Source organism: Agrobacterium sp. CG160-95 (assembly GCF_053521725.1).
The window spans coordinates 146805-172786 of sequence record NZ_JBNWDU010000004.1; the positions used below are offsets into that span (position 1 = coordinate 146805).

The 25982-nt window shown below is 59.9% G+C and carries 23 protein-coding genes; 15 read left to right on the plus strand and 8 right to left on the minus strand.

Features of this window, described 5'->3' with window-relative positions; translation table 11 throughout:
• Positions 1–211 precede the first annotated feature (211 nt).
• The 3 genes from sciP to cysQ form a co-directional block, all read right to left on the minus strand.
• Positions 212–487: a CtrA inhibitor SciP gene (gene sciP, locus ACQZ63_RS15070; RefSeq protein ID WP_003513963.1), complete on the minus strand. Its 276-nt coding sequence runs from the start codon at positions 485–487 to the stop codon at positions 212–214.
• A gap of 191 nt (positions 488–678) precedes the next feature.
• Positions 679–1722 (minus strand): DUF2793 domain-containing protein, encoded by a 1044-nt coding sequence (locus ACQZ63_RS15075; protein ID WP_111796458.1) that lies wholly within the window; start codon positions 1720–1722, stop codon positions 679–681.
• Positions 1723–2108: 386 nt separating this feature from the next.
• Complete coding sequence (gene cysQ, locus ACQZ63_RS15080; RefSeq protein WP_111796460.1) at positions 2109–2903, minus strand: 3'(2'),5'-bisphosphate nucleotidase CysQ; 795 nt, start codon at positions 2901–2903, stop codon at positions 2109–2111.
• Positions 2904–3238: 335 nt separating this feature from the next.
• Here cysQ and ACQZ63_RS15085 point away from each other — a divergent pair, with 335 nt between their 5' ends.
• The 6 genes from ACQZ63_RS15085 to ACQZ63_RS15110 all read left to right on the plus strand — a co-directional run bounded on the left by ACQZ63_RS15085 (position 3239) and on the right by ACQZ63_RS15110 (position 8911).
• Positions 3239–4141, plus strand: a complete 903-nt coding sequence (locus tag ACQZ63_RS15085) for a branched-chain amino acid ABC transporter permease (RefSeq protein ID WP_003513958.1) — start codon at positions 3239–3241, stop codon at positions 4139–4141.
• Positions 4142–4190: 49 nt separating this feature from the next.
• Positions 4191–5543, plus strand: a complete 1353-nt coding sequence (gene livM, locus ACQZ63_RS15090) for a high-affinity branched-chain amino acid ABC transporter permease LivM (RefSeq protein WP_370647612.1) — start codon at positions 4191–4193, stop codon at positions 5541–5543.
• Positions 5543–6421, plus strand: coding sequence for an ABC transporter ATP-binding protein (locus ACQZ63_RS15095; RefSeq protein ID WP_019565106.1), 879 nt, complete (start codon positions 5543–5545; stop codon positions 6419–6421). The genes livM and ACQZ63_RS15095 overlap by 1 nt, the downstream gene beginning before the upstream one ends.
• A complete protein-coding gene (locus ACQZ63_RS15100) occupies positions 6421–7149 on the plus strand; it encodes an ABC transporter ATP-binding protein (RefSeq protein ID WP_003513939.1) in 729 nt (242 codons plus the stop codon). The genes ACQZ63_RS15095 and ACQZ63_RS15100 overlap by 1 nt, the downstream gene beginning before the upstream one ends.
• A 171-nt stretch (positions 7150–7320) precedes the next feature.
• Entirely contained in the window at positions 7321–7674 is a 354-nt protein-coding gene (locus tag ACQZ63_RS15105; RefSeq protein WP_003513938.1) for a DUF6867 family protein, read from the plus strand.
• A gap of 118 nt (positions 7675–7792) precedes the next feature.
• Positions 7793–8911: a branched-chain amino acid ABC transporter substrate-binding protein gene (locus ACQZ63_RS15110; RefSeq protein WP_003513936.1), complete on the plus strand. Its 1119-nt coding sequence runs from the start codon at positions 7793–7795 to the stop codon at positions 8909–8911.
• A 203-nt stretch (positions 8912–9114) separates the two neighbouring features.
• Here the strand turns inward: ACQZ63_RS15110 and ACQZ63_RS15115 are convergent, their stop codons facing one another.
• The 5 genes from ACQZ63_RS15115 to ACQZ63_RS15135 form a co-directional block, all read right to left on the minus strand.
• A complete protein-coding gene (locus ACQZ63_RS15115) occupies positions 9115–9651 on the minus strand; it encodes an AAA family ATPase (RefSeq protein ID WP_113556488.1) in 537 nt (178 codons plus the stop codon).
• Between the two features lie 195 nt (positions 9652–9846).
• On the minus strand, positions 9847–10776 hold the full coding sequence (locus ACQZ63_RS15120) for a response regulator (RefSeq protein WP_013636721.1): 930 nt from the start codon (positions 10774–10776) through the stop codon (positions 9847–9849).
• Positions 10773–14168, minus strand: a complete 3396-nt coding sequence (locus ACQZ63_RS15125; protein WP_112154309.1) for a hybrid sensor histidine kinase/response regulator — start codon at positions 14166–14168, stop codon at positions 10773–10775. The genes ACQZ63_RS15120 and ACQZ63_RS15125 overlap by 4 nt, the downstream gene beginning before the upstream one ends.
• Positions 14169–14211: 43 nt before the next feature.
• On the minus strand, positions 14212–14982 hold the full coding sequence (locus ACQZ63_RS15130; protein ID WP_113556487.1) for an SDR family oxidoreductase: 771 nt from the start codon (positions 14980–14982) through the stop codon (positions 14212–14214).
• Positions 14983–15200: 218 nt separating this feature from the next.
• Positions 15201–16235, minus strand: coding sequence for a glutamine synthetase beta-grasp domain-containing protein (locus tag ACQZ63_RS15135; protein WP_003510168.1), 1035 nt, complete (start codon positions 16233–16235; stop codon positions 15201–15203).
• Between the two features lie 481 nt (positions 16236–16716).
• Between ACQZ63_RS15135 and ACQZ63_RS15140 the strand changes: the two genes are divergently transcribed.
• The 9 genes from ACQZ63_RS15140 (at position 16717) to ACQZ63_RS15180 (ending at position 25981) form a co-directional block, all read left to right on the plus strand.
• On the plus strand, positions 16717–16923 hold the full coding sequence (locus ACQZ63_RS15140; protein ID WP_003513926.1) for a DUF2735 domain-containing protein: 207 nt from the start codon (positions 16717–16719) through the stop codon (positions 16921–16923).
• A gap of 343 nt (positions 16924–17266) precedes the next feature.
• On the plus strand, positions 17267–18556 hold the full coding sequence (urtA, locus tag ACQZ63_RS15145; protein ID WP_003513924.1) for an urea ABC transporter substrate-binding protein: 1290 nt from the start codon (positions 17267–17269) through the stop codon (positions 18554–18556).
• A 284-nt stretch (positions 18557–18840) separates the two neighbouring features.
• Positions 18841–20454, plus strand: a complete 1614-nt coding sequence (gene urtB, locus ACQZ63_RS15150) for an urea ABC transporter permease subunit UrtB (RefSeq protein WP_113556499.1) — start codon at positions 18841–18843, stop codon at positions 20452–20454.
• Complete coding sequence (gene urtC, locus ACQZ63_RS15155) at positions 20451–21629, plus strand: urea ABC transporter permease subunit UrtC (protein WP_003513919.1); 1179 nt, start codon at positions 20451–20453, stop codon at positions 21627–21629. The genes urtB and urtC overlap by 4 nt, the downstream gene beginning before the upstream one ends.
• A 7-nt stretch (positions 21630–21636) precedes the next feature.
• Positions 21637–22398, plus strand: a complete 762-nt coding sequence (gene urtD / locus ACQZ63_RS15160) for an urea ABC transporter ATP-binding protein UrtD (RefSeq protein ID WP_111804604.1) — start codon at positions 21637–21639, stop codon at positions 22396–22398.
• Between the two features lie 208 nt (positions 22399–22606).
• The gene (gene urtE, locus ACQZ63_RS15165; protein ID WP_038492022.1) at positions 22607–23302 is read left to right on the plus strand and encodes an urea ABC transporter ATP-binding subunit UrtE; all 696 of its coding nucleotides are present in this window, start codon (positions 22607–22609) and stop codon (positions 23300–23302) included.
• A 255-nt stretch (positions 23303–23557) separates the two neighbouring features.
• Entirely contained in the window at positions 23558–24811 is a 1254-nt protein-coding gene (locus tag ACQZ63_RS15170; protein WP_019565111.1) for a CE1 family esterase, read from the plus strand.
• Complete coding sequence (locus tag ACQZ63_RS15175; protein WP_003513912.1) at positions 24718–25569, plus strand: urease accessory protein UreD; 852 nt, start codon at positions 24718–24720, stop codon at positions 25567–25569. The genes ACQZ63_RS15170 and ACQZ63_RS15175 overlap by 94 nt, the downstream gene beginning before the upstream one ends.
• Positions 25570–25678: 109 nt before the next feature.
• Positions 25679–25981: an urease subunit gamma gene (locus tag ACQZ63_RS15180; protein ID WP_003513909.1), complete on the plus strand. Its 303-nt coding sequence runs from the start codon at positions 25679–25681 to the stop codon at positions 25979–25981.
• Position 25982: the final 1 nt, after the last annotated feature.

Genomic DNA, 25982 nt, shown 5'->3' on the forward strand with positions numbered 1-25982 from the left:
CTTCGCATTGCTTTTCGTTTTTTCCACTGTAACGGCCTGCGCCTGAATTGAAACAGCGGGATAGCGAACGCAGTGGACACAAACCGGTGACAGTCACCGGCTGTGTCTGGCAATTTTCAGGGGAAATCCAAAATCAAACCGAAAGCCCCGTCGATACGACGGGGCGTTTTGGAAGTCCGGTTTGGGCGCGTTGCCGCGCCGGCGCACTGGTTTAGTGGCGATATTGCTGAATGCGCGTCGTGCGCAGGCCGGCAAGGCCATGATCGGCAATCGACGACTGCCAGGACAGGAATTCTTCGACGGTGAGCGTATAACGCTCGCAGGCTTCCTCAAGGCTCAGAAGTCCTCCGCGCACGGCGGCGACGACCTCTGCCTTTCTGCGAATAACCCATCGACGGGTATTTGACGGCGGAAGATCCGCAATCGTCAGAGGGCTGCCATCGGGGCCGATGACATATTTAACTCGTGGGCGTATCATTTCGGTCATTGGACACTCTATACAAACTCAAGACCATATGACGGGAACTTTAGCCCCGTACCTTTAAAAATTGCCTAAGCAGTTCGTGACAATTTATTAAGAATTTGAACGGTTTCGCCCGATCTGTTCGAGTCGCCTTATTTTGTCGGGAAAAAATTTTTCCAAAAATCGTGTTTTTTATCGTCCATCGGTTGTTTTCCTCACAGCGCCGCAAGCGAAAGGCACGTTTTCCCGCTGCCGTGGGCGAATTCCGCGGTTCCCTCATGCACCAGCCGCAGGCGATCGCCGGCATTGAGGGGCAGGATAAGGGTCGTCGACTGCGAGGCGTCGGCATTGGAGGCGTTGCCCGCTACAGTGAGGCCGCCAGCCGCGCCGTTGACGGCAAGCGAAACCCGGTGCCCGGATGAGGACACCACGGCAAGCGACAGGGTGGCCAGATAGAGACCTTTCACGGGAACGACGAGTTCCCTTCCGCCGCCTGTGCCGACCGCGTCGCCGAGAACGAAACCACCCTCATCGATGAAGAGCATTGAAAACCCCGAAGCCGAGCCGTTGGCCGGCCTCGTCGTGCCCGAAGGCAGGCTTGCCAGAACCACGGGCCGGTTCGGCATCGTGACCCTGCCGTCGCCGCTGCACAAAAGGGCCGTTTGCCAGGAAATGCCGTCGGCGCTGGTCTTGATCGAAAAACCGTCATTGCCTGCAAGGCCCATTTCCGCCCGGCCGCTCCAGCCGGACTGGAACAGCAGCGAGGCGGTATCGGCCTTTGCCGCCTTGTTGATCGCCATGCGGTGGTTGCCGTTCTCTTCTGTGTGGGTGAAGAGGCTGGCGGGGGCGGCAAGCGCCAGACGGTTGGTGACATCGGCCTGTGTGCCAATGCCAAGCCTTTCGAGGGTCGCCGCGGCAGGCAGCGGCACGTCCCGCCATGCGCTTTCCCGTAGGACGCGATGTTTACCCTCGCTGGCAAACCATGCCGTCCAGCCGGGTTGCGGCGCTATCAGCAGCCATGCACCGTCCTGCCTGAAGGCAAGCTTCCCGCCCTTTCCCGCCCAGTCGCCAGCGGAGTCAAGCGAGAGCAGGAAGCAGTCTCCCTCCGGCGCATTGTCGGGCGGGGCGGCGACCACGTCCTTGACGACCAGCTGGACGATCGCGTCCAGCCGCTGCAGCGCTTCGTTGTGGGTGACGTGTTTCTGTGCCTGCGAGGGCAGGATATAAGGAAGCCTAAGTCTCGCCGTCTGTTCAGTCATGATGTCTCTTCCGCGCTCCGTGGCTGTTCGCCGGCGATTGTGATGCGGCGCGGCGGGGCGGGGATGAGCGGGGATGAAATTATTTTCCGAGATACCGGTTCAACGCCGGTATGATCGATATGGAGGAACTGATTTTGGGGCTCGGCGTATGCGGCTTACCCCCCTCTGCCCTGCCGGGCATCTCCCCCACAAGGGTGGAGATCGGCAAGCGGCTTTACCGTCGCTTCATTCTCAAACATTGAGATCTGCGAGACCTTGCCACGATTCGATCTCCCCACCTGTGGGGGAGATGCCCGGCAGGGCAGAGGGGGGTAAGCCGCAGACACCGAAGCGAACGCCTAAAAACGCCTGATCACCGAAGGAGGTCTAGCGGTCTCCTCGCAGGCTTATGTCGCAATTTCCACCGTCGCTGCCATTGCGCCCTCGGCAATGAAATCCGGGTTGGCGAGTGCATCTTCACCATCGCCTCTCACCTCATAGGCAAGCAGCCGCCCCTCGCAATCCAGCGTTCTGCCGCCGGCGGCGCGCAGTACGGCGTCGCCTGCCGCCGTATCCCACATCATGGTGCGGCTGAAGCGGGGATAGATATCGGCAGCACCTTCCGCCAGCATGCAGAATTTCAGTGAGGAACCGACGGAAATGCAGTCTTTCAGGCCGTGTTCGGCCACGAAGGCTTCCGTTTTCGCGGTACAGTGCGAGCGGCTGATCAGCGCCACGGGGGAGGCGCCGCGCTGGCGTGCGCGGATGGGGTGGCGCGCGAGGATCGCGCCTTCGCCTGATATTGCGAGCTTTTCGGCGCTGTTGTCCTTGCCGGTCCAGACCTGGCCGCGGCAGGGGGCGTAAACCACGCCTACAACCGGCACGCCGTTTCTGATCAGGGCGATATTGACGGTGAAATCATCCTTGCCGGAAATGAATTCCTTGGTCCCATCCAGGGGATCGACCAGAAAAAATTCCGTGCCTGTCTCCGGCAGAATGCCGTTCGAGACCGCTTCTTCGGCAATGACCGGGATTTCGGGAAAATGCGCAGCCAGTGCCTGCAGAATGATCACCTCCGCCCGCTGGTCTGCCTCGGTCACGGGTGAGCAATCGTCCTTGTACGATACGTGTGGCCCGGCGCGATGGACCGCCATGATTGCCTGCCCGGCGTCCAGCGCCGCTTTCGTCAATATGTCGATCATCTTGTTGCCGTTGCCATTTCGTGCCGGGGATCCTTTACCCCTCTATTTCGCTACTCTTTTGCCCGCCACCCGTCAAACAATGCGTCAGGCAACACTGAAATAAGCATTCGAACGCCAATTTTTTAGCACTTACTGCCGAAATCCTGGCTATTCTGATCGGGAAAACGGCAACGAATGTGGAAATTCCAAATTTTGTGCAGGATCGCCCGTTTTTGACTTCACATTTTTAGCGAACACGATATGCATTTTGCAGGTGGGGGCTAATCGAAAAGGTTCTCCCTATAATTAACATAAACGAGGCGTGGCTCATTAGAGGTCATGCCCAGGGGAAAGACATGGAGTATTTTATCCAGCAGCTCATCAACGGGCTGACTCTTGGATCGATCTACGGCCTCATCGCAATTGGCTATACGATGGTCTACGGCATCATCGGCATGATCAACTTCGCCCATGGCGATATTTTCATGCTTGGCGGTTTCGCCGCGCTGATCGTTTTTCTGATCGCAACATCGTTTTTTGCCGGTATTCCGGTGGCGCTTCTTCTGATTTTGATGATGGTCGTCGCCATGCTGATGACCGGCCTGTGGAACTGGGTGATCGAGCGCGTGGCCTACCGTCCGCTCAGGGGCTCGTTCCGCCTTGCGCCGCTGATCACCGCCATCGGCATGTCGATCGCACTGTCCAACTTCATCCAGGTGACACAGGGTCCGCGTAACAAGCCGATCCCGTCAATGGTGACGGACAGCTACCATTTCGGCTCCATCACCGTCTCGCTGAAGCAGTTCATCATCATGGCGGTGACGTCGGTGCTGCTGTTCGCCTTCTGGTACATCGTCAACAAGACTCCGCTCGGCCGGGCGCAGCGCGCCACGGAACAGGACCGCAAGATGGCGGCCCTTCTGGGTGTGGATGTCGACAAGACGATCTCGATCACCTTCATCATGGGTGCCGCACTCGCGGCGGTCGCCGGTACGATGTATCTGATGTATTACGGTGTCGCATCCTTCAACGATGGCTTCATTCCGGGCGTCAAGGCGTTCACCGCAGCGGTTCTCGGCGGTATCGGTTCGCTTCCGGGCGCCGTTCTCGGCGGTCTCCTGATCGGCCTCATCGAATCTCTCTGGTCCGCCTATTTCTCCATTGCATACAAGGACGTCGCGGCATTCGGCATCCTGGCTTTCGTGCTGATCTTCAAGCCGACCGGTATTCTCGGTCGTCCGGAAGTCGAGAAGGTGTGATCCCATGACCAATATCGCTTCCGAAAACGACACTTCCAGCCCGAGCCTGATGGCAACGGCGGTGAAGGAAGGCATCTTTGCGGGCATCGTCTCGCTCGGCATGTTCATTCTTTACGTCGGTATCGTCACCTATCAGGACATCAACAACCAGCTTATCTGGGGCACCCGCTGGGGGCTTCTGTCGATCTTCGTCGGCGTCGCCGCCATCGGCCGTTTCCTGATGGTCGGCTTCATCCGGCCGTCGATGGATCGCCGCAAGCTTGCCAAGGCCAAAAGCGGCATTCTGGAAATCTCCGAGGAAAAAGGCTTTTTCCACAAACACTTCCTGAAGCTCGCGCTTGTCCTGCTGCTGCTTTATCCCGTCGTCGCCGTGCAGCTGTTCGGTTTTCAGGGCTCGCTGAAATTCGTCGACAATTTCGGCATCCAGATCCTGATCTATGTGATGCTGGCGTGGGGCCTCAACATCGTCGTTGGCCTCGCGGGCCTGCTCGATCTCGGTTATGTGGCATTCTATGCGGTGGGCGCCTATTCCTACGCGCTGCTGTCAAGCCATCTCGGCCTTTCCTTCTGGGTGCTTCTGCCGGTGGCCGGCATTCTCGCGGGCTTCTGGGGCATCATTCTCGGCTTCCCGGTGCTCAGACTTCGTGGCGACTATCTTGCCATCGTCACGCTCGCCTTCGGTGAAATCATCCGTCTCGTGCTGTTGAACTGGACGGATGTGACCAAGGGCACCTTCGGCATTTCCGGCATCGCCAAGGCGTCTATCTTCGGCATCTGGTCCTTCGATGTCGGCGCGCCGAACAATTTCGCCAAGGCCTTCGGCCTGACGATGTCGTCGGCCTATTACAAGATCTTCCTGTTCTACGTGATCCTGCTTCTGTGCATGCTGACGGCTTACGTCACCATCAAGCTGCGCCGCATGCCGATCGGCCGGGCGTGGGAAGCTTTGCGTGAAGACGAAATCGCCTGCCGCTCGCTCGGCATCGATACCGTCATCACCAAGCTTACCGCTTTTGCGACAGGCGCGATGTTTGGCGGTTTCGCTGGCTCGTTCTTCGCCGCCCGTCAGGGTTTCGTATCGCCGGAAAGCTTCGTCTTCCTGGAATCGGCCGTCATCCTCGCCATTGTCGTTCTCGGCGGCATGGGTTCGCTCACGGGCATCGCCATTGCCGCCCTCGTCATGGTCGGCGGCACGGAGCTGCTGCGCGAAATGGAATTCCTGAAGCATGTCTTCGGGCCTGATTTCACGCCGGAACTCTACCGCATGCTCCTGTTCGGTCTCGCCATGGTCATTGTCATGCTGTTCAAGCCGCGCGGCTTTGTCGGCTCACGAGAACCGACGGCCTTCCTCAGGGAACGCAAGGCCGTCTCCGGCAGCTTTACCAAGGAAGGTCACGGTTGATGGCTTCCGGAACGACAAACATGACACCCAATCTAACTGGCGACACGATCCTCAAGGTCGAACATCTCTCGATGCGGTTTGGCGGCCTGATGGCCATCAATGACTTCTCCTTTGAGGCGAAGCGCGGCGAGATCACGGCGCTGATCGGTCCGAACGGTGCTGGAAAGACCACGGTTTTCAACTGCATCACCGGCTTCTACAAGCCGACGATGGGAATGATCACCATGCGTCAGCAAAACGGCGAGGCGCATCTTCTGGAGCGCCTGCCGGATTTCGAGATCACCAAGAAGGCGAAGGTGGCGCGTACCTTCCAGAACATCCGCCTGTTTTCGGGTCTGACGGTTCTGGAAAACCTGCTGGTGGCGCAGCACAATGCGCTTATGAAGGCATCGGGCTACACCATTCTCGGTCTTCTCGGCCTGCCCGCCTACAAGAGGGCGGTCAACAGTTCGATCGATAAGGCCAAATACTGGCTGGACAAGGCCGATCTGACCGACCGCGCCGACGACCCGGCCGGCGATCTGCCCTATGGCGCGCAGCGCCGCCTGGAAATCGCCCGCGCCATGTGCACGGGGCCGGAACTTCTGTGCCTCGATGAACCGGCGGCCGGTCTCAACCCGAAGGAATCGCTGGCGCTCAATGCGCTACTGCGCGGTATCCGCGACGAAGGCACGTCGCTGCTTCTGATCGAGCACGACATGTCGGTGGTGATGCAGATTTCCGATCACGTCGTGGTTCTCGAATACGGCCAGAAGATTTCCGACGGTTCGCCGGACCATGTGAAGAACGACCCGAAGGTCATCGCCGCCTATCTGGGTGTCGAGGATGATGAAGTGGAAGACGTGATTGCGGAAGAACTCGACGGAGGAGTGGCCTGATGTCCGGTGAACCGCTTCTCAAAGTACAGGGTGTCGAAACCTACTACGGTAACATCCGGGCCTTGGCCGGTGTCGATGTCGAGGTCAACAAGGGCGAGATCGTCAGCCTTATCGGCGCCAACGGCGCCGGCAAATCGACACTGATGATGACCATCTGCGGCAGTCCGCAGGCGCGCACTGGCCAGGTGACGTTCGACGGCGAAGACATTACCCGCCTGCCGACGCACCTCATCGCCCGCAAGCGTATTGCCCAGTCACCCGAGGGCCGCCGGATTTTCCCGCGCATGACGGTGCTGGAAAACCTGCAGATGGGCGCCAATCTCGACAACCTCAAATATTTCAAAGAGGACGTCGAGAAGATTTTCGTCATGTTCCCGCGGCTGAAAGAACGTCAGAGCCAGCGTGGCGGTACGCTTTCCGGCGGCGAGCAGCAGATGCTCTCCATCGGCCGCGCGCTGATGGCACGGCCGAAACTGCTGCTTCTCGACGAGCCGTCGCTGGGCCTTGCCCCGCTGATCGTCAAGGGCATCTTCGAGGCCATCAAGAAGCTCAACCAGGAAGAGGGCCTGACCGTCTTCCTCGTGGAGCAGAACGCCTTTGCGGCACTGAAGCTTTCCGACCGCGCCTATGTGATGGTCAACGGCAAGGTCACGATGAGCGGTTCGGGCAGGGAATTGCTGGCTGATCCGCAGGTACGCGCAGCCTATCTCGAAGGCGGCCGGCACTGAAAGATTTTACTTGCGCCGGAAATTTTGCGGCGCAAGATAACGAACCGCCGCCGGCCGTTTTCGAAGGGGAAATGGCCGGTGGCAAACAATAAAATGCCTGCCGGAAAAACGGCGGGACGACAAACAAGGCAGGGCCGGACATTTGCATCCCGGCGCTGATGGGGAAAGAAGATGCAGGGCCTTTTATTCGAGACCGATAGCGGCGTGCGTTATATTCTGCGCGCACTGGTTGTTCTTCTTGGTTTCTGGACGGCGTGGCGCACGGGCAGATCCGTCGCCGATGGCTGGGGCGATTTCCCGCGTGTGGTGATCTATACGCTGGCTTTGGGGCTCGTGATGCGGTTTCTGCATTTCGCGCTTTTCAACGGGCCGTTCATCAACGGCTTCTACTACGTGTTTGACGTCGTTCTTCTTCTGGCTTTTTCCAGCATCGGTTTCCGCATGCGCAGGACGAGCCAGATGGTCAATAACTACTATTGGCTCTACGATCGGACGTCGGCATTTTCATATAAAAAGAAAGATTGACAGCCGGATTCCTCCGGCTGCACGATACTCGCGTGAGTGGAACGTTTCCTGTTCGGTTAAGGTGGGTACTGAACAGGTCCTGGTAGTCAACCCATCCAAAGGAACTGGGAGTATAGTAATGAAGAAGTCTCTTCTTTCCGCCGTTGCGCTGACCGCCATGGTCGCCTTCAGCGGTTCGGCCTGGGCCGATATCGTGATCGCTGTCGGCGGCCCGCTGACAGGCCCGAACGCCGCATTTGGCGCTCAGCTTCAGAAGGGTGCTGAACAGGCTGCGAAGGATATCAATGCTGCAGGCGGCATCAACGGCGAGCAGATCAAGATCGTTCTCGGCGATGACGTTTCCGACCCGAAGCAGGGTATCTCGGTCGCCAACAAATTCGTTGCTGATGGCGTGAAGTTCGTCGTCGGTCACTTCAACTCCGGCGTTTCCATTCCGGCTTCCGAAGTTTATGCCGAAAACGGCATTCTCGAAGTAACGCCTGCTGCGACCAACCCTGTTTTCACCGAGCGTGGCCTGTGGAACACCTTCCGCACCTGCGGTCGTGACGACCAGCAGGGTGGCATTGCCGGCAAATATCTGGCCGACCACTACAAGGACGCCAAGATCGCCATCATTCACGACAAGACCCCCTATGGTCAGGGCCTTGCCGACGAAACCAAGAAGGCAGCCAATGCGGCCGGCCTGACGGAAGCCATGTATGAAGGCGTGAATGTCGGCGACAAGGACTTCTCCGCACTGATCTCCAAGATGAAGGAAGCCGGCGTTTCCGTTATCTACTGGGGTGGCCTGCACACCGAGGCCGGTCTGATCATCCGCCAGTCGGCTGACCAGGGTCTGAAGGCGAAGCTCATCTCGGGCGACGGTATCGTCTCGAACGAACTTGCTTCCATCGCCGGCGACGCCGTCGAAGGTACGCTGAACACCTTCGGTCCCGATCCGACGCTGCGTCCTGAAAACAAGGAACTGGTAGAGAAGTTCAAGGCCGCCGGCTTCAACCCGGAAGCCTACACGCTCTACTCCTACGCCGCCCTGCAGGCGATTGCCGGTGCTGCCAAGGCTGCCGGTTCCGTTGAGCCGGAAAAGGTTGCTGAAGCTCTGAAGAAGGGCACCTTCCCGACCGCACTCGGCGATATCTCATTCGACGAGAAGGGCGACCCGAAGCTTCCCGGTTACGTCATGTACGAGTGGAAGAAGGGCCCGGACGGCAAGTTCACCTACATCCAGCAGGGGACGTAAGTCTTACTGGACTGCAATATGGAGGCCCGGTCGCAAGACCGGGCTTTCTGTTTTCTGGTGCGAGGCATTTCCGGCGTCAGCACCCAGCCAGCCCAAGTCCTTGGGCTAAAACACTTTCCGAGCCGCACGTCAGACGGATTCCGTCTCAAAGACGGAGTGACGGTGATGGGAAAGGCTCGAAACACTTGGCTCCGATCGCACCTTCAGCCAGCTTCAGCCGCCAGCCTCTCCAGCACGATATCGGCACGTTCCGTGACGGGGGCTTTCGGCAGTACAATCGTCTCATAATCCAGACGGGCATAGTCGTGCAGCAGGCGTTGATATTCCTCCACTGCCACCTCGAAACCATGCTTGCGCTCGCTGTCGCCTCGGTAGATCTCCGGCCAGGGCGGGGTGAGGAAAACCAGCGGGTTATAGCGGTGCGCGTGCCGCAGCGTTTCGATGAAGCCATCGCCGCAAATATGATGAAGTGCTGAGCCGGCGTCGATCAGGCCGCGGTCGAAGAAGACGAAGCCTTCCGTTGGCGCCTTTTGCCGGTCCTCCAGCGCCATGGCGATCGCCCGGCGGGCAAAGGCTTCCAGGTCGATCCAGGGGAGGGCGGTGCCGTTATTTCTCGTTTCCTCAGTCACGATGCGCCGCCCCGGTTCCTCGACGGTCGCGAAACCACGGTGAGCAAGCTCGGCAAGCAGGGTTGATTTACCGCCGCCGGAGCAGCCGGAAAGAATAATGAAATGGTCCATGGGAACCTCCCTGCGCGGGGTTTGGGTTGGATGGAAGGTGATGTTTCTTGGGGGGGACTTGGATTGCGGCGTTGCCGCTTGTTTCTTTCCTCGAGGGAGAAGAAATATGCTGCACTCGCTCGGCGAAAAAGTCGATGCTCTACGCTTAAGCGGAAAATATATGTTTTTCCAACCGTGTCACATCAGATGCAGCCGTCACCCCTGATGCAAAATATGCGCGGCCTTGACGGCGGCGGAGGCGCGGTTTTCGACACCGAGTTTGACGTAGATCTGTTCCAGATGTTTGTTTACGGTTCTGGCGGAAAGGCCGAGAATATCGCCGATATCGCGGTTGGATTTGCCTTTGGCAATCCACAGCAGAACTTCCGATTCCCGCGTTGTCAGGGCAAAGTGGTCCTTCAGCAGGTGGTCGTCGGATTTCTCGTTGGCGGCTGTCAGACGGAAGAGATATTCGTCCGGTCCCATTGCGCCGAGGAAGGAGAGCTGCAAAGCGGGCCGCCCGGCCTCGGTGATCGTCAGCGGTGCATCGCGGGCGGAATCCACCGTTGTCCTGTCGGCCAGCCAGCCGGAAATATGGGCAACGACAATCTCCAGCCCATCATCACGGCCGGTGGCGGCGTTGACCAGCCGGGTTGCCTGTGGTGTGGACCAGTGGATCGCGCCGTTGGCGCGCACGGCAAGCAGGTGGCGTCCGGCGGCATCAAGCGCCACGCGGGCGCTCTGCGCCGAGCGGGCATTGGAGAGATGCACACGGATACGGGCGCGCAGCTCATCGATGTTGATCGGCTTGGTCAGATAGTCGACACCGCCGGATTCGAGCGCCCGCACTACATGTTCGGTTTCCGTCAGCCCGGTCATGAAGATGACAGGCACCTGGGCCACGGCGGCGTTGGCCTTCAGGCGGCGGCAGGTTTCGAAACCGTCCATGGCCGGCATGACCGCATCGAGCAGGATGATATCGGGCGTGATGCGTTCGGCAATGTTGAGCGCGGCCTGACCGGATGTGGCGATCAGCGCCGAAAAGCCTGACTGTTCCAGCGCATCGGTGAGGAACCCGAGCGCTTCGGGACTGTCATCCACCAGCAATACAATGTCTCTCGGCAGTGCTGCGCCTTGCCCGCTCATGCCTTGCCGTCTCCCCTGTCGTTCTCTTCAAACCGCTTTAGAAAATGGGCGTAACCGGCCAGATCGAAGGCCTGCACATAGGTGCCAAGCTCTTGCGTGAAGGGCAGGTTGTCCGTGTTGCGGGCGAGATCGGCGAGTTTCGCCTCTATGCCGCGTATGTAGCCTATTTCGCCGAGCCTCTGCAAATCCTTGATATGAATTGCGCCGGGATGAACGATCTGCGCCGGCGGCTGGGGGATGGGTGCCGGGGGAAGGTCGGTATCGTAAATCCATTTCAGGCCGAGATGCACCGCAAGCCTGTCGCACAGGTGGCGGATGTCGACCGGCTTGGCGATGGCGTCGTTGTGATTGTCTTCTCCGGCACCCGCTACGGTGCCGTCACCGATATTGGCCGAGAGCATGATGAGCGGAGCCGTCTGGCCTGCTTCACGCAACTTCGTCACAAGCTGCCAGCCGGACATTCCGGGCATGGAGATATCGATGAGAAAGAGGTCGGGCTGCACGCCTTCGATGAGTGTCAGGCATTCCGGTCCGCTCTGGGCGGTCAGCACCACGAAATCGAGCGGCGAAAGCACCTGCCGCATCAGCTCGCGGTGATCCTCGTTATCATCAACCACCACGATGGTGCGGCGTGGGCCGGAATAGGAGCGAATGGTTTTTTCCGGCGCAGGTGCGGTACTTGGCCGGTGCACGGCCGATAGCATGAGACGGACGCGGAAGGTGGAGCCGTTGTCCTTTTCGCTGGAGACGGAAATCTCGCCGCCCAGCGTGTTGGTCAGAAGCCTCGTGATGGTGAGGCCGAGGCCAAGGCCCGGCATGGGGCGCACGCTTTCGGCCTCGCCGCGCTGAAAAGGCTCGTAGATGCGGGCAAGATCTTTTTCGGCAATGCCGCGCCCGGTATCCGACACCGTGAAGCTCGCCACCTGGCTGCGATAGGCGACATCGAAGGTGACGCTGCCCTCGTCGGTGAACTTGATGGCGTTGGAGAGCAGGTTGACGAGGATCTGGCGCAGACGCTTTTCATCCGTGCGGACATATTGCGGCAGGGAATGGGCGCGTTCATGCCGGAATTCCAGACCCTTGGCCTGCGCCTGCGGGCGAAACATATCGACGATCTGGTCGAGGAAATCCTGAATATTGATCTCGTTGGAATAGACCTGCAGGCGGCCAGCCTCGATCTTGGAAATATCCAGAAGCCCGTCGATCAGGCCGGAGAGATGGTCGGCGGAACGGCGAATGACCTTGATGGCCGATTGCCGCGGCGCGGGAATGGTCTCATCGCGTTCGAGGATCTGGGCGTAGCCCAAAACAGCGTTGAGCGGCGTGCGCAATTCGTGGCTGAGGCCGACCACGTAGCGGCTCTTGGCGCGGTTGGCGGCCTCAGCCGTTTCCTTGGCGTCCTGAAGGGCGGCGTCAGTCTTCTTGTGTGCGGCGATTTCCTTCAACAGCAGCGTGTTCTGGCGTGAGGATTCCTCTTCCGCGACCACCCGGCTGTCATGGGCAAGAACCAGAAACCAGCAGACGATGCCGGCAATGACGGCAAAGACGAAAAATACGATGAGGATGGTGCGGTTGACCACGTCAGCCGTTGCCGGCGAGGCGGTGCCGACCTGATGGGCGATGAGCGCCAATATGCCGCCAATGGCGGTGACGGCGATGGCCGCCGCCATGCCATAACGTCCGAGCCTTGTGGCGAGTTTTGCAACCAGTTGGTGGGGCAGGAAAGATTTTGCGACCGTCGCGACCTGATAGTTGAGCTTGGCCTTCGGCTTGCACATGTCATGGCAGCGGCTGTCCAGCGAGCAGCAGAGCGAACAGATCGGCGCCGCATAGGCCGGACACCATGCCATGTCTTCCGGCTCGAACGGGTGTTCGCAGATGGAGCAGGTGATGGCGCTCAGCTCGCGCCATTTCTGGCGCGGCTTGCGGGCCAGATAGAATTTGCCCTTCGTGCCCCAGGCGATCAGCGGCGAGGCGATGAAGGCGACGATGAGGGTGAGATAGGGCGCAAGCGAGGCAGCGAGTGCGCCGAAGGTGCCGAAATGCGCCATCAGCGCAATGGTGGCCGAAAGCGCCATGGAGCCAACGCCGACGGGATTGATATCGTAGAGATGGGCGCGCTTGAACTCGATGCCCGGTGGGGCAAGGCCAAGCGGCTTGTTGATGAACAGATCGGCCGAGATGGTGCAGAGCCAGGCCATGGCGACGATGGAAAAAATGCCGAGCGTTTCTTCCAGCAGGCGATAGATGCCGAGTTCCATCAACAGCAGCGCGATCACCACGTTGAAGACCAGCCAGACCACGCGGCCGGGATGGCTGTGGGTGAGGCGGGAGAAGAAGTTGGACCAGGCGAGCGAGCCCGCATAGGCGTTCATGACGTTGATTTTCAGCTGCGAGACCACCACGAAGGCGACCATCAGCAGCATGGCTGCCGTATGGTTGGGGATCATGTAGCCGAAGGCGGTCAGGTACATCTGGGCCGGATCGGCGGCGCGGTCCACCGAGACGCCGGAACTGAAGGTCAAGACCACGAGGAAGGAACCGGCCAGCAGCTTCGGCACGCCGACGACGACCCAGCCAGCACCGGCCAGAAAGACCGCGATGCGATGGCGCAGGCGGCTCTGTCCCTCGGCGGGCAGGAAGCGCAGGAAATCCACCTGTTCGCCGATCTGCGACATCAGCGCGAGGATGACGGCAGACGCCGCGCCGAATTCCACCAGATTGAAATGGGCCACGGTGCCCGGCGGACCGGAGGCGTGATGAATGCCGGAAAACGCCCGCCACAGGTCGTATTTTTCCCAGTCCATCAAAGCGATGAAGATGAAGGGCAATACGTTCAGCACGATCCAGAAGGGCTGGGTGATGATCTGGAAACGGCTGATGAGGCGCACGCCGTGGGTGACGAGCGGAATGACCATGACGGCGGAGATGATGTAGCCGATCCACAGCGGAATGCCGAGCGCCAGCTCCAGCGCGCCGGACATGATCGACGCCTCGATGGCGAAGAGCATGAAGGTGAAGGCGGCGTAGATCAGCGAGGTGATGGTGGAGCCGATGTAACCGAAGCTCGCGCCGCGTGTCAGGAGATCGATATCGACGCCGTGACGGATGGCGTAACGGCTGATCGGCAGGCCGACGGCAAGCATGGCAATGGCCGCGACGATGATGGCGTAAAAGGCGTTGGTGGTGCCGTATGACAGCGTGATCGCGCCGCCGATCGCTTCCAGCGCCAGAAAGGAAATAGCGCCGATGGCGGTGTGGGAGATGCGGTTGGACGAAAATTGCCGGGCGCTTTTGGCGGTGAAGCGCAGCGCATAATCTTCCAGCGTCTGGTTGGCGACCCAGCGGTTATATTCGCGCCTGACGGGGATGATGCGTTGCCGTGCGGCCATGCCTAGGATCCAGCCCCTTTCCGCAAAAGGTGTTTTGCCATTCTCACAGCCGCACCGACATGCCGCCATCCACCGTCAGCACATGGCCGTTGACGAAGGAGGAGGCGTCGCTGGCCAGAAACAGGGCTGCACCGGCGATTTCATCCGGCCTGCCCCAGCGTTCAAGCGGCACGCGCAGCTTGGCAAAGGCGACCATGTCAGGGTTTTCGGCAAGGGCCGCATTGGTTTCCGTGGCGAACATGCCGGGTGCAATGGCGTTGCTGGTGATGCCGCGCGCACCATATTCGACAGCTATTGCGCGCATCAGCCCGGTTAGCCCCTGCTTGGCAACGGGATAGATCGCATCGCCCGGCCTGACGATGTGGCCGAGAATGGAGGTGATGGTGATGATGCGGCCGTAACCGTTGGTATTCATGGCTTGCGCGGCATCTCGCGACAGCGAGACGGAGGAGGTGAGGTCGGTGCGGATAAGCTCCAGCACGTCCTCGTCGCTGAATTCGGAAAGCGGGCGGCGGTCGCGTGCGCCGACATTGTTGACGAGGATATCGAGATGGCCGAATTCGTCCATGATGCGGTGGACGAGGGCAGTTCCGGCGGCGGTATCGGCAATGTCGAAAGCGGCATAATCGGCTTTTCCGCCGGCTTGCCGAAGTGTGCCTGCTGCCTGTTCCAGCGCCTCGGCGTTACGGCCGGTCAGCCACACATGGGCGCCAGCCTCGGCAAAGCCCCTGGCGATTTCGAAACCGAGGCCGCGGCCGCTGCCTGTGATGATGGCGATGCGGTTTTCGAGAGAGAATTTTTTGAGAATGCCCATCGCTCACCTTCTTGCTTTAGAGCATCGGACCGAAAACCGTGTCGCGGTTTCGGAAAAGCCGATGCGGTTGGTCAAAGCCACGCAACGTCTTCGAGTTTGCGCATAGGCAAGAATATTCCACGCAGGGCAGAGGGCGAAAGGTCGCCTGTCCGGTCCGGCCGTTCGGTGGACATAAAAATGGCGTCGCCCGGTTGCGGGCGACGCCATGTCTTGGGTTATCAGGCAGCAGCCGACTTTGCGAGCGGCACTTCTGCAATCGTCTTCAGAACGACGGAAGCGATCTGGTAAGGGCAGCCCTGCGAGTTCGGACGACGGTCTTCGAGGTAACCACGGTAACCGTTGTTGACGAAGGAGTGCGGAACGCGGATCGAGGCGCCACGGTCGGCAACGCCGTAGGAGAACTTGTTCCACGGAGCGGTTTCGTGCTTGCCGGTCAGGCGCAGGTGGTTGTCCGGACCGTAAACGTCGATGTGCTCCTGCCAGTTCTTGGCGAAAGCGGCCATGAGGGCTTCGAAATACTCCTTGCCGCCAACTTCACGCATGAACTTGGTGGAGAAGTTGCAATGCATGCCCGAACCGTTCCAGTCGGTATCGCCGAGCGGCTTGCAATGGAATTCGACGTCGATGCCGTACTGTTCGCAAAGACGCAGCAGCAGGTAACGGGCGATCCAGATCTGGTCGGCGGCGCGCTTGGAGCCCTTGCCGAATACCTGGAATTCCCACTGGCCCTTGGCCACTTCGGCATTGATGCCTTCGTGGTTGATGCCGGCTTCGAGGCAGAGGTCGAGATGTTCTTCAACGATTTCGCGGGCAACCGAGCCGACGTTCTTGAAGCCGACGCCGGTGTAATACGGACCCTGCGGAGCCGGGTAACCCTGCTCGGGGAAGCCGAGCGGGCGGCCGTCCTGGTAGAAGAAATATTCCTGTTCGAAGCCGAACCATGCGTCCTCGTCGTCGAGGATGGTCGCGCGGCTGTTCGATGCATGCGGGGTGACGCCGTCAGGCATCATGACTTCGCACATGACCAGTACGCCGTTGGTGCGGGCCGGATCGGGGTAGATCGCGACGGGCTTCAGCACGCAATCCGAAGAGTGGCCTTCGGCCTGCTGCGTGGACGAGCCATCAAAACCCCAAAGCGGCAGCTGCTCGAGCGTCGGGAATTCATCGAATTCCTTGACCTGTGTCTTGCCGCGCAGGTTGGGGACCGGCTTATAACCGTCAAGCCAGATGTACTCGAGTTTGAACTTAGTCATTACGAACCTCTCATAGGTAACAATGCGAAGCCTTGAGGCTTGCCGTGGCTTTCGCCACCGGAAGCACATTCGCGTTCAAGGGCTGGCAATATAGATGCATGCCGCGTGCCAGATTGGCGATGTTTTGCGAATTCTTCGAAAAATCTTTCAGGCATGCTCAGGGCCGAGGGGGCTGATATGGCCATTAACCGCTCATGCTGCACTGCGGCAGGTAAATCTAACCCTAATGTTTCGTCAGTGATTCCTAACAGATAGCGGGTGGCATCGCTCAAAATGCCCTGTTGCGGTGCAATGGTTTCGATTGCGAACGACGGATCGGCATTTGCCCCAAAAACCGGCGCTTCCGGAATGGTTTTTCTTGCTGAATGACCATTTAATGCCTATATTTTTCGCAACGTGATTTTTTTTTAATCAGATGGAGCTAAACCAGAGCTAACGGGTTTGCTTCACAACCAAAGTGCTTCGATGCAAACAAAGTGAGATGTTCGATATGGCAACTGGCTTTCATCGTGAAACGGCAACGATCTTTCAATTTCCGGTCGGCGGACGCGCGGGGCTCTCAAAGTTCCGTAACATCGGGCTGAGCGATCTGGAGCGCGAGGCACGTCAGCCGCATGTCGATTTCGGCTCCTGGTATCATGACGATGCGATCCGCGACGAAGAGCGGGACGACAAGCCGCACGCCTGATGTGAAGCGTTGCTGATCGTTTCTTCTCCCCTGCCGGGGAGAAGGTGGCGCGAAGCGCCGGATAAAGGGACGACTTCTCAGTCTGTCTCCGACCTCGCACCATCGACCCGCTGCTGCTCTCGTCTTCCCTGCCGGAAAAGAAGCAAGTTGAAACGCCAGGTTTCACATCGGTTGCCCCGGCCGGGATTTCCCTCTCCCCAACACCCCCTGCAGCTTTCGCCACCCCGCCTACGTCAATTGACGTATACGGTTTCTCGCCCGCGAGATCGATAGTCCCTTCCAGCAGCGGTCAACGATGCCGCTGAAGCCCCATGAGGGCTAAACAAGGAGAGGGGTTCTTCCGATGACATTCCGCAAGACGCTTAGCGCCGCGCTGCTCGGCGCAATCATGTCCACCACCGCCTTTCATGGCGCATTTGCCGCCGACGATACGATCAAGGTAGGCGTGCTGCATTCTCTTTCCGGCACCATGGCGATTTCAGAGACGACGCTGAAGGACGCCATGCTGATGCTCATCGACGAGCAGAACAAGAAGGGCGGCGTTCTCGGCAAGAAGCTCGAAGCCGTCGTGGTCGACCCGGCCTCCGACTGGCCGCTGTTTGCCGAAAAGGCCCGCCAGCTGATTTCGCAGGACAAGGTCGCCGCCGTTTTTGGTTGCTGGACATCTTCGTCGCGCAAGTCCGTGCTGCCGGTTTTCGAAGAGCTGAATTCCCTGCTGTTCTACCCGGTGCAGTATGAGGGTGAAGAATCCTCCCGCAACATCGTCTACACGGGTGCAGCGCCCAACCAGCAGGCCATTCCGGCCGTCGATTATCTCGCCAAGACCGAAGGCGTCGAGCGCTGGGTTCTGGCAGGTACTGACTATGTCTACCCGCAGACCACAAATAAGATCCTGAAGGCCTACCTGATGTCGAAGGGCGTCAAGGAAGAGGACATCATGATCAACTACACCCCGTTCGGCCAGTCCGACTGGCAGACGATCGTGTCCGACATCAAGAAATTCGGCTCGGCCGGCAAGAAGACCGCCGTTGTCTCCACCATCAACGGCGATGCCAACGTGCCCTTCTACAAGGAGCTGGCGAACCAGGGCATCAAGGCCGAGGACATTCCGGTCGTCGCCTTCTCGGTCGGTGAAGAAGAGCTTGCCGGTCTCGATACCGCGCCGCTGGTCGGCCACCTTGCCGCCTGGAACTACTTCCAGTCTGTCGATACCGAGGTCAACGCCGAATTCATCAAAACCTGGCATGCGTTTACCAAGAACGACAAGCGCGTGACGAACGACCCGATGGAAGCCGCCTATATCGGTTTCAACGCCTGGGTTAAGGCCGTCGAAACCGCAGGCACGACCGATACGGACGCAGTTCTTGACAGCATCATCGGCGTTTCCGTGCCGAACCTTTCTGGCGGTTACTCCACCGTCATGCCGAACCACCACATCACCAAGCCGGTGCTGATCGGTGAAATCCAGGCCGATGGGCAGTTCGAAATCGTGCAGCAGACGCCACAGGTTGTGGGTGACGAATGGTCGGATTATCTGCCTGACTCGAAGGATCTGATTTCGGATTGGCGCAAGCCGATGTCTTGCGGCAACTTCAACGTGGCCACCGGCAAGTGCGGCGGCAAGGGTAGCTGATAAGGAAACGAACGCCGCCCCTCTTTGGAGGGGCGGATTGTTTACAAACTGAGCCAGAATTACTCCCCCTCTGTCCTGCCGGACATCTCCCCCTCAAGGGGGGAGATCGGCAAGATGCTCTCCCGCCATTTCATCCTTGAACGTCGAGATGGACGGGACCTTGCCACGGGTCGATCTCCCCCCTTGAGGGGGAGATGCCCGGCAGGGCAGAGGGGGGTGAAGCCGCATATTCAGGTCGTGCCACACGCAACCGCAGAGTCGCAAACCGCTCCAAGGAACCCGACATGACGATCCGATCTTTTCTCGGAGCCATCTTCCTCTGGCTCACCCTGGGGATCGCCGCCCAGTCCCTCGCGCAGAGCGATCCGAAGGCGCTGATAGACCAGCTCGGCACGGCTGACTTCAAGCAGGCCGAAACATTGATCGGCCAGATTGCTGCCACCGGCGACGCGCGGGTGGTGCCGGCGCTTGAGGCTTTTGCATCAGGCGATCTTTACGTGCGCAAGGCCGACAATCTGGTGTTCATGACCAAGCCGTCGGGTTCCAATTTCACGCTCATCGATCCGCTGACCGGCGAAAGCGCTGGCGAAGCGCCGAAGGCGGCGGTTACCAAGATCAGGGTCAACAACAATCTGCGTCGCGTCATCCGCGCCGCGATGGGCGGCCTGACGTTGCTCAGTCCGGAACGCTCGGTGCGGCTTTCCGCCGCCGATGCGGTTCTGAAAGCCCCCAGTGCCGAAAATCTGGAATTGCTGGAAGCGGCCATATCCAAGGAAACCGACAAAGAGGTGCGGACGCGGATGGAGGAGGCGCGGGCTGTCTCGCTGCTTTCTTCCGACCGCCCCCTCGAGGTGAAGAAAGAAGCGATCGCCACCATCAAGGCGCTTGGCGGGCGCGATGCGATCAGCATTCTGATGGCGGCGACGCCCACGGTTGATCCGAGCCTGAAGCCGGATGTGGACGAGGCGATTTCGAGCATCGAGAGTTCCCTTGCCATCTGGGACTACGCGCAGAACATCTGGTACGGCCTGTCGCTCGGTTCCGTGCTGCTGCTCGCCGCCATCGGACTTGCCATCACCTTCGGCGTCATGGGCATCATCAATATGGCGCATGGCGAGATGGTGATGATCGGCGCTTACTCCACCTTCATGGTGCAGGAGCTGATCCGCAGCCATTTCCCCGGCCTGTTCGACTGGTCACTGGCGATTGCCCTGCCGGCCGCCTTTCTGGTCACAGCCTGCGTCGGCCTCATCATGGAGCGCGGCGTCATCCGCTATCTCTACGGGCGACCGCTGGAAACGCTGCTCGCCACCTGGGGTATCTCGCTGATCCTGCAACAGGGCGTGCGTTCCATCTTCGGCCCGACCAACCGTGAGGTCGGCAGCCCGAGCTGGATGTCCGGCTCCTTCAGCGTTGGTTACCTCAACTTCACCTGGAACCGCGTGTGGATCGTCTGCTTCTCGCTTTCCGTCTTCTTCGCGCTGCTGGTGCTTTTGAAGCGCTCCGCCTTCGGCTTGCAGATGCGCGCTGTGACCCAGAACCGCCGCATGGCCTCTTCCATGGGCATCCGCACGCCCTGGGTGGATGCCTTCACCTTCGCGCTCGGTTCCGGCGTTGCCGGCCTTGCCGGCGTGGCGCTGTCGCAGATCGACAATGTCTCGCCCAATCTCGGCCAGAGCTACATCATCGACAGTTTCATGGTGGTGGTGTTCGGCGGGGTCGGCAATCTCTGGGGAACGCTCGTGGGTGCGCTGTCGCTCGGCGTGCTCAACAAGTTCCTTGAGCCGACGGTGGGCGCCGTGCTCGGCAAGATCCTCGTGCTCGTTCTCATCATCCTGTTCATCCAGAAGCGGCCACGTGGTCTCTTCGCACTCAAGGGAAGGGCGATCGAAGCATGATTACCGGCTTCCTCCTGCGCGCGCTCGATCGGCGCATTTCCATCGCCATCGGCATCATCCTGGCCATCGCCGTGCTGGTGCCCGCCTCCAATCTGCTGTTGCCGGCTGACAGCGCGTTCCGCATCCCGACCTACATCATGTCGATGCTCGGCAAATATCTGGCCTACGCGCTGCTGGCGCTGGCGCTTGATCTGGTCTGGGGATATTGCGGCATTCTCTCGCTCGGCCACGCCGCCTTCTTCGCGCTCGGCGGTTATGCCATGGGCATGTATCTGATGCGGCAGATCGGCACGCGCGGTGTTTACGGCCATCCTGTGCTGCCTGACTTCATGGTGTTCCTCAACTGGAAGGAACTGCCGTGGTTCTGGCATGGCTTCGACATGTTCTGGTTTGCAGCACTGATGGTGCTGGTGGTGCCCGGCCTGCTCGCCTTCGTGTTCGGCTGGTTCGCCTTCCGCTCGCGCGTCAACGGCGTTTACCTCTCCATCATCACGCAGGCCATGACCTACGCCCTGCTGCTTGCCTTCTTCCGCAACGACATGGGTTTCGGCGGCAACAATGGTCTCACCGATTTCAAGGATATTCTCGGCTTTTCCGTTCAGGCGGATGGTACCCGTGCCGTGCTGTTTGCGATGACGGCCGTGATGCTGGCGCTTTCGCTGCTGATTGCATCCGGCATCGTCAATTCCAAATTCGGCAAAGTGCTGGTGGGCGTGCGCGATGCCGAAAGCCGGGTGCGCTTCCTCGGTTTCCGGGTGGAAAACATCAAGCTCTTTACCTTCGTCGTCTCGGCCATGATGGCGGGCATTGCCGGTGCGCTGTTCGTGCCGCAGGTGGGCATCATCAATCCCGGCGAATTCTCCCCCGCCAACTCCATCGAGGTGGTGGTTTGGACCGCAGTCGGCGGGCGCGGCACGCTGATCGGGCCGATCATCGGCGCGTTGCTGGTCAATGGCGGCAAGAGCTATTTCACCGGCGCTTTCCCCGAATTCTGGCTGTTTGCACTGGGTGGGCTGTTCATCGCGGTGACGCTGTTCTTCCCCAAGGGCATCGTCGGCACCGTGCAGCATTATCTGGTCGGCCGGCGCGAAAAGCGTGTTGCGCGGGCGGCAAGTGCGGCCGGACAACCGGGCAATGACAGTGCTGCAACAGCGGCGCAACAGGCGGCGGAGTGAGGCTGATATGAACACGGTTTCCGAAAACAGAACCAAAAGCCTGCTTTATCTCGACGGTGTTTCCGTTTCCTTCGACGGGTTCAGGGCGCTCAATTCCCTGTCCTTCGTGGTTGAGCCGGGCGAGCTGCGGGCCATCATCGGTCCGAATGGTGCCGGCAAGACCACGATGATGGATATCATCACCGGCAAGACCCGGCCGGATACCGGCACGGTGCTGTTCGAAGACAGCATCGACCTCACGAAAAAGGACGAGGCGGATATTGCCCAGCTGGGCATCGGGCGTAAATTCCAGAAGCCAACGGTGTTTGAAAGCCATACCGTCTGGGACAATCTGGAACTGGCGTTGAACCGCAAACGCGGCGTCTTCGCCACGCTGTTCTACAGGCTGACAGCGGAGGACAAGGCGCGTATCGAGGAAATCCTCGCCGCCGTGCGTCTCAGCCACCGCCGCGGCGATCTCGCGGCCAACCTCTCGCACGGCCAGAAACAGTGGCTGGAAATCGGCATGCTGCTCGCGCAGGAGCCGAAGCTGCTTCTGGTGGACGAGCCGGTGGCTGGCATGACGGATGCGGAGACAGCCGAAACCGCCGTGCTTCTGAAGGAAATCGCCAAGACCCGCTCGGTCGTGGTGGTGGAGCACGACATGGGCTTCATCCGCGAGCTGGGCGTGAAGGTGACGTGTCTTGCCGAGGGCTCGGTGCTGGCCGAAGGGTCGATCGATTTTGTGTCCAGCGATCCGAAGGTGATCGAGAATTATCTGGGGCGGTGATGGAAGCGTCTGCGGCTTTACCCCCCTCTGCCCTGCCGGGCATCTCCCCCACAAGGGGGGAGATCGGCAAGCGGCTAACACCCTGCCCCAAGACCAGTAGGCGATGGGACGAGCGGGAACGGCATCTGATTTCCCTCCTTGTGGGGGAGATGCCCAGCAGGGCAGAGGGGGGTAGCGCCGCCCACCAAAGCATCAATGGAGTTGCACCATGCTGAACGTCGAAAACATCAACCTCCACTATGGCGCAGCGCAAGCCCTGCGGGGCGTGTCGCTGAAAGCGGAGATGGGCAAGATCACCTGTGTTCTCGGCCGAAACGGCGTGGGCAAAAGCTCGTTGTTGCGCGCGGTCACCGGCCAGCATGCCATCAGTGGCGGGTCGATCAGCTTTGAAGGGGCGGCACTGGATGGGCTGGCACCTTACCACCGCGCCAAGCGCGGTGTCGGCTACGTGCCACAGGGGCGTGAAATCTTTCCGCTGCTCAGCGTGCAGGAAAACCTTGAAAGCGGGTATGCGCCGCTGCCGCGCAAGGAGCGTTTCATTCCCGACGATATTTTCAGCCTGTTTCCGGTGCTGCAATCCATGCTGGGCAGACGCGGCGGCGACCTGTCCGGTGGCCAGCAGCAGCAGCTCGCCATCGGCCGGGCGCTGGTGACGCGGCCGAAAATCCTCGTTCTCGACGAGCCGACCGAAGGCATTCAGCCGTCGATCATCAAGGATATCGGCCGCGCAATCAAATATCTCAGGGATTCCACCGGTATGGCGATCCTGCTGGTCGAGCAATATCTGGATTTCTGCCGTGAGCTTGCCGACTATGTCTACATCATGGACCGGGGCGAAATTGTGCATGAGGGGTTTGCCGAAACGCTGGATACGCCCGAGGCGCGTCGCCATCTCACAGTATAAATCGAGACTAGTAGCCACGCACGCCGATCACGGCGTGCAAACGGCCGATTAATATTTTGAAAGTCTATGCGTGTCTGCATGGCTTTTATGCGCAATTTTAGCATTTCATTGAATAAACGCCTGTGATATTGGCAGCGGAAATGCTGCATGCGAGACACAGACGAAGTCTATTCGCACGCCGCGACAGTTGATCCCTTACATTCCACGCGCGTCCGACGTATCGTCGGGGAAACCGTGCCCAATAAAGGCGTGTCAATGCATCAAGACTTTGCCCTTGGCCGGGCTGCCCGGCTGTTCCGCTCCGCCCGTACCCTGTTTCTGGGTCTTGCGATCTGCGCGAGCGCGAGTGTCGCAGCGTCGGCCTCGACCTGCGGTCAGCTTGCTCAACCCGGCGTGGAACCGGGCAGGCATGATTTTTCCATTCTCTCCAGTGGTCAGAAACGCGAAGGCGTTTATTTCGTTCCATCGGCCTATGACGGAAAAAAACCGGTGCCTGTCGTGTTCGATTTCCACGGCTCCAACAGCAATCCGCACGGCCAGTTGAACCGCAGCGGCTGGGACAAGCTTGCCGAGCGCGACGGCCTGATGGTGGTGGCGCTGGCGGGCAGCCTCAATGGCGAATTGCCCGGCACCCATGCCTGGAATGTTCCTGGTGTTACCACCCGTCCCGGCGGGCTGGATGAGGTGAGCTTCATTCGCGATGCAATTGCCATGGTGAAAGGCAAGTTCTGCGTGGATGAGGAGCGCTTTTACGGTTCCGGTTATTCCGGCGGCGGGCGCATGCTGTCGCAATTCATCTGCAATGGCAGCGCGGATTTCACCGCTGCCGGCTTCGTTGCATCGTTGCGCGCGGGTTATCCGCTGGAGACAGAGGGCAAATGGGGACCGGATGCGGCAAGCTGCAAGCCGGCGCGGCCAATGTCGATCATCGCCTTTGCGGGTCTGAAGGATCCGGCCAATCCCTATCAGGGTGGTGGCAAGTCCTACTGGCAATATGGCGGCGAGACGGCGCTGAAACGCTGGGCGGAAATGGACGGCTGCAAGGGCGGCGCGAAAACCAGACCGGGCGAGAGCTTCACCGTCAATTCCTATGACGTTTGCAAGGGCGGGGCACGTATCCAGTCCTACGTCATTGACAATTGGGACCATGCCTGGCCGCGCGCCACCATGAAGGCGGAAGTGCTGGCAGCGTCGGCGGTCCTTACCCGCAAGCCGGGTGGCGAGCAGACGCCGAAGGCGGAACCTGCCGTGGAGCGCAAGATGCCCACAGGCGAAGTGACGCGCACGGTTGATGCGGCGGAAAGAATGTGGGATTTCTTCCGCAACACGGAAGGACAGATGGTGGTGGATGCCGTCGTCAAAAAAGATTGCGGCGCCAAGGCCGGGTCCGCTTCCGCAACCGTTTCGGAGACCGCGTGCAGCCAGAACAGCAAGCCATCCGCCCTTCCGGTCTCGAAGACGGCGAACCTGCCCGGCAGCAGCGCGCCCGTGGCAGAGGACGCATTGTAACCAAGGCTGTCGAAGGGCGCAGCCGGCTGGACCAATTGTTCCAGGAAGGTTGCGCCAAGATCCGCCTGCCGGATACGTTTTCCAACGAGATCGAGGCCATCCTCATCAACTCCTCCGGCGGATTGACCGGCGGAGATGAAATGGAATGGCAGGCTGTTGCCGGAGCCGGCACCTCGCTGGTGGTGACGACGCAGGCCTGCGAGAAGGTCTACAAGGCATCCTCCGGAACCGCCACCGTCACCGCCCGCGTTTCCGCAGGGCCGGGCGCCCGGTTGCACTGGCTGCCGCAGGAAACCATTCTTTTCGACCGCGCGTCGCTGACCCGCAGGCTGGAAGCCGATCTCGACGCAACCTCCGAATTCATCGCCGTCGAAGCCGTGCTGCTCGGGCGTCAGGCCATGGGCGAAGCGATGCAGCATGGCCTGTTCCGGGATCGATGGCGCATTCGCCATGGCGGCCGGCTGGTACATGCCGAAGAGCTGTTGCTTGCGGGAGAAGTGGCGGAGCTGACTGCAAAACCGGCGGTGCTTGCCGGGCAGGTGGCCTTTGCCACGCTTCTTTATATCGGGCCTCTGGCCGAGGCGCTTTTGCCTAAAATCCGGGCTATTGCCGGGGAAAGCGGCGGCGCCAGCGAATGGCAGGGCAAGCTTGTCGTGCGCGTGTCCGCCGCCGACGGTTTCTCCCTTAGAAAAATACTTTTTCCGATCATTTCGCTCTTGCGAAACGGCGCGCCAGTGCCGAAAGTCTGGAATCTGTAAAGCTCCGGATCGCCCGCGACAGGCGACCTTCCGGGGTCTGTCAAACAAGTCGGATCAGCCCCTGAAACACTGTGTTTTGCGGGGCAGGTGCGAAAGCTGCGGGACGACGATGAACCTTACTCCGAGAGAAAAAGACAAGCTGCTGATTTCCATGGCCGCCATGGTGGCGCGCCGCCGGCTGGAGCGTGGCGTGAAGCTGAATTACCCGGAAGCGATTGCGCTGATTACCGATTTCGTTGTCGAGGGCGCCCGCGATGGTCGCGCGGTGGCCGACCTGATGGAAGCCGGCGCGCATGTCATTTCCCGCGATCAGGTTATGGAAGGCATCGCCGACATGATCCATGATGTGCAGGTGGAAGCAACATTTCCCGACGGCACCAAGCTTGTGACCGTTCACGAACCGATACGCTGAG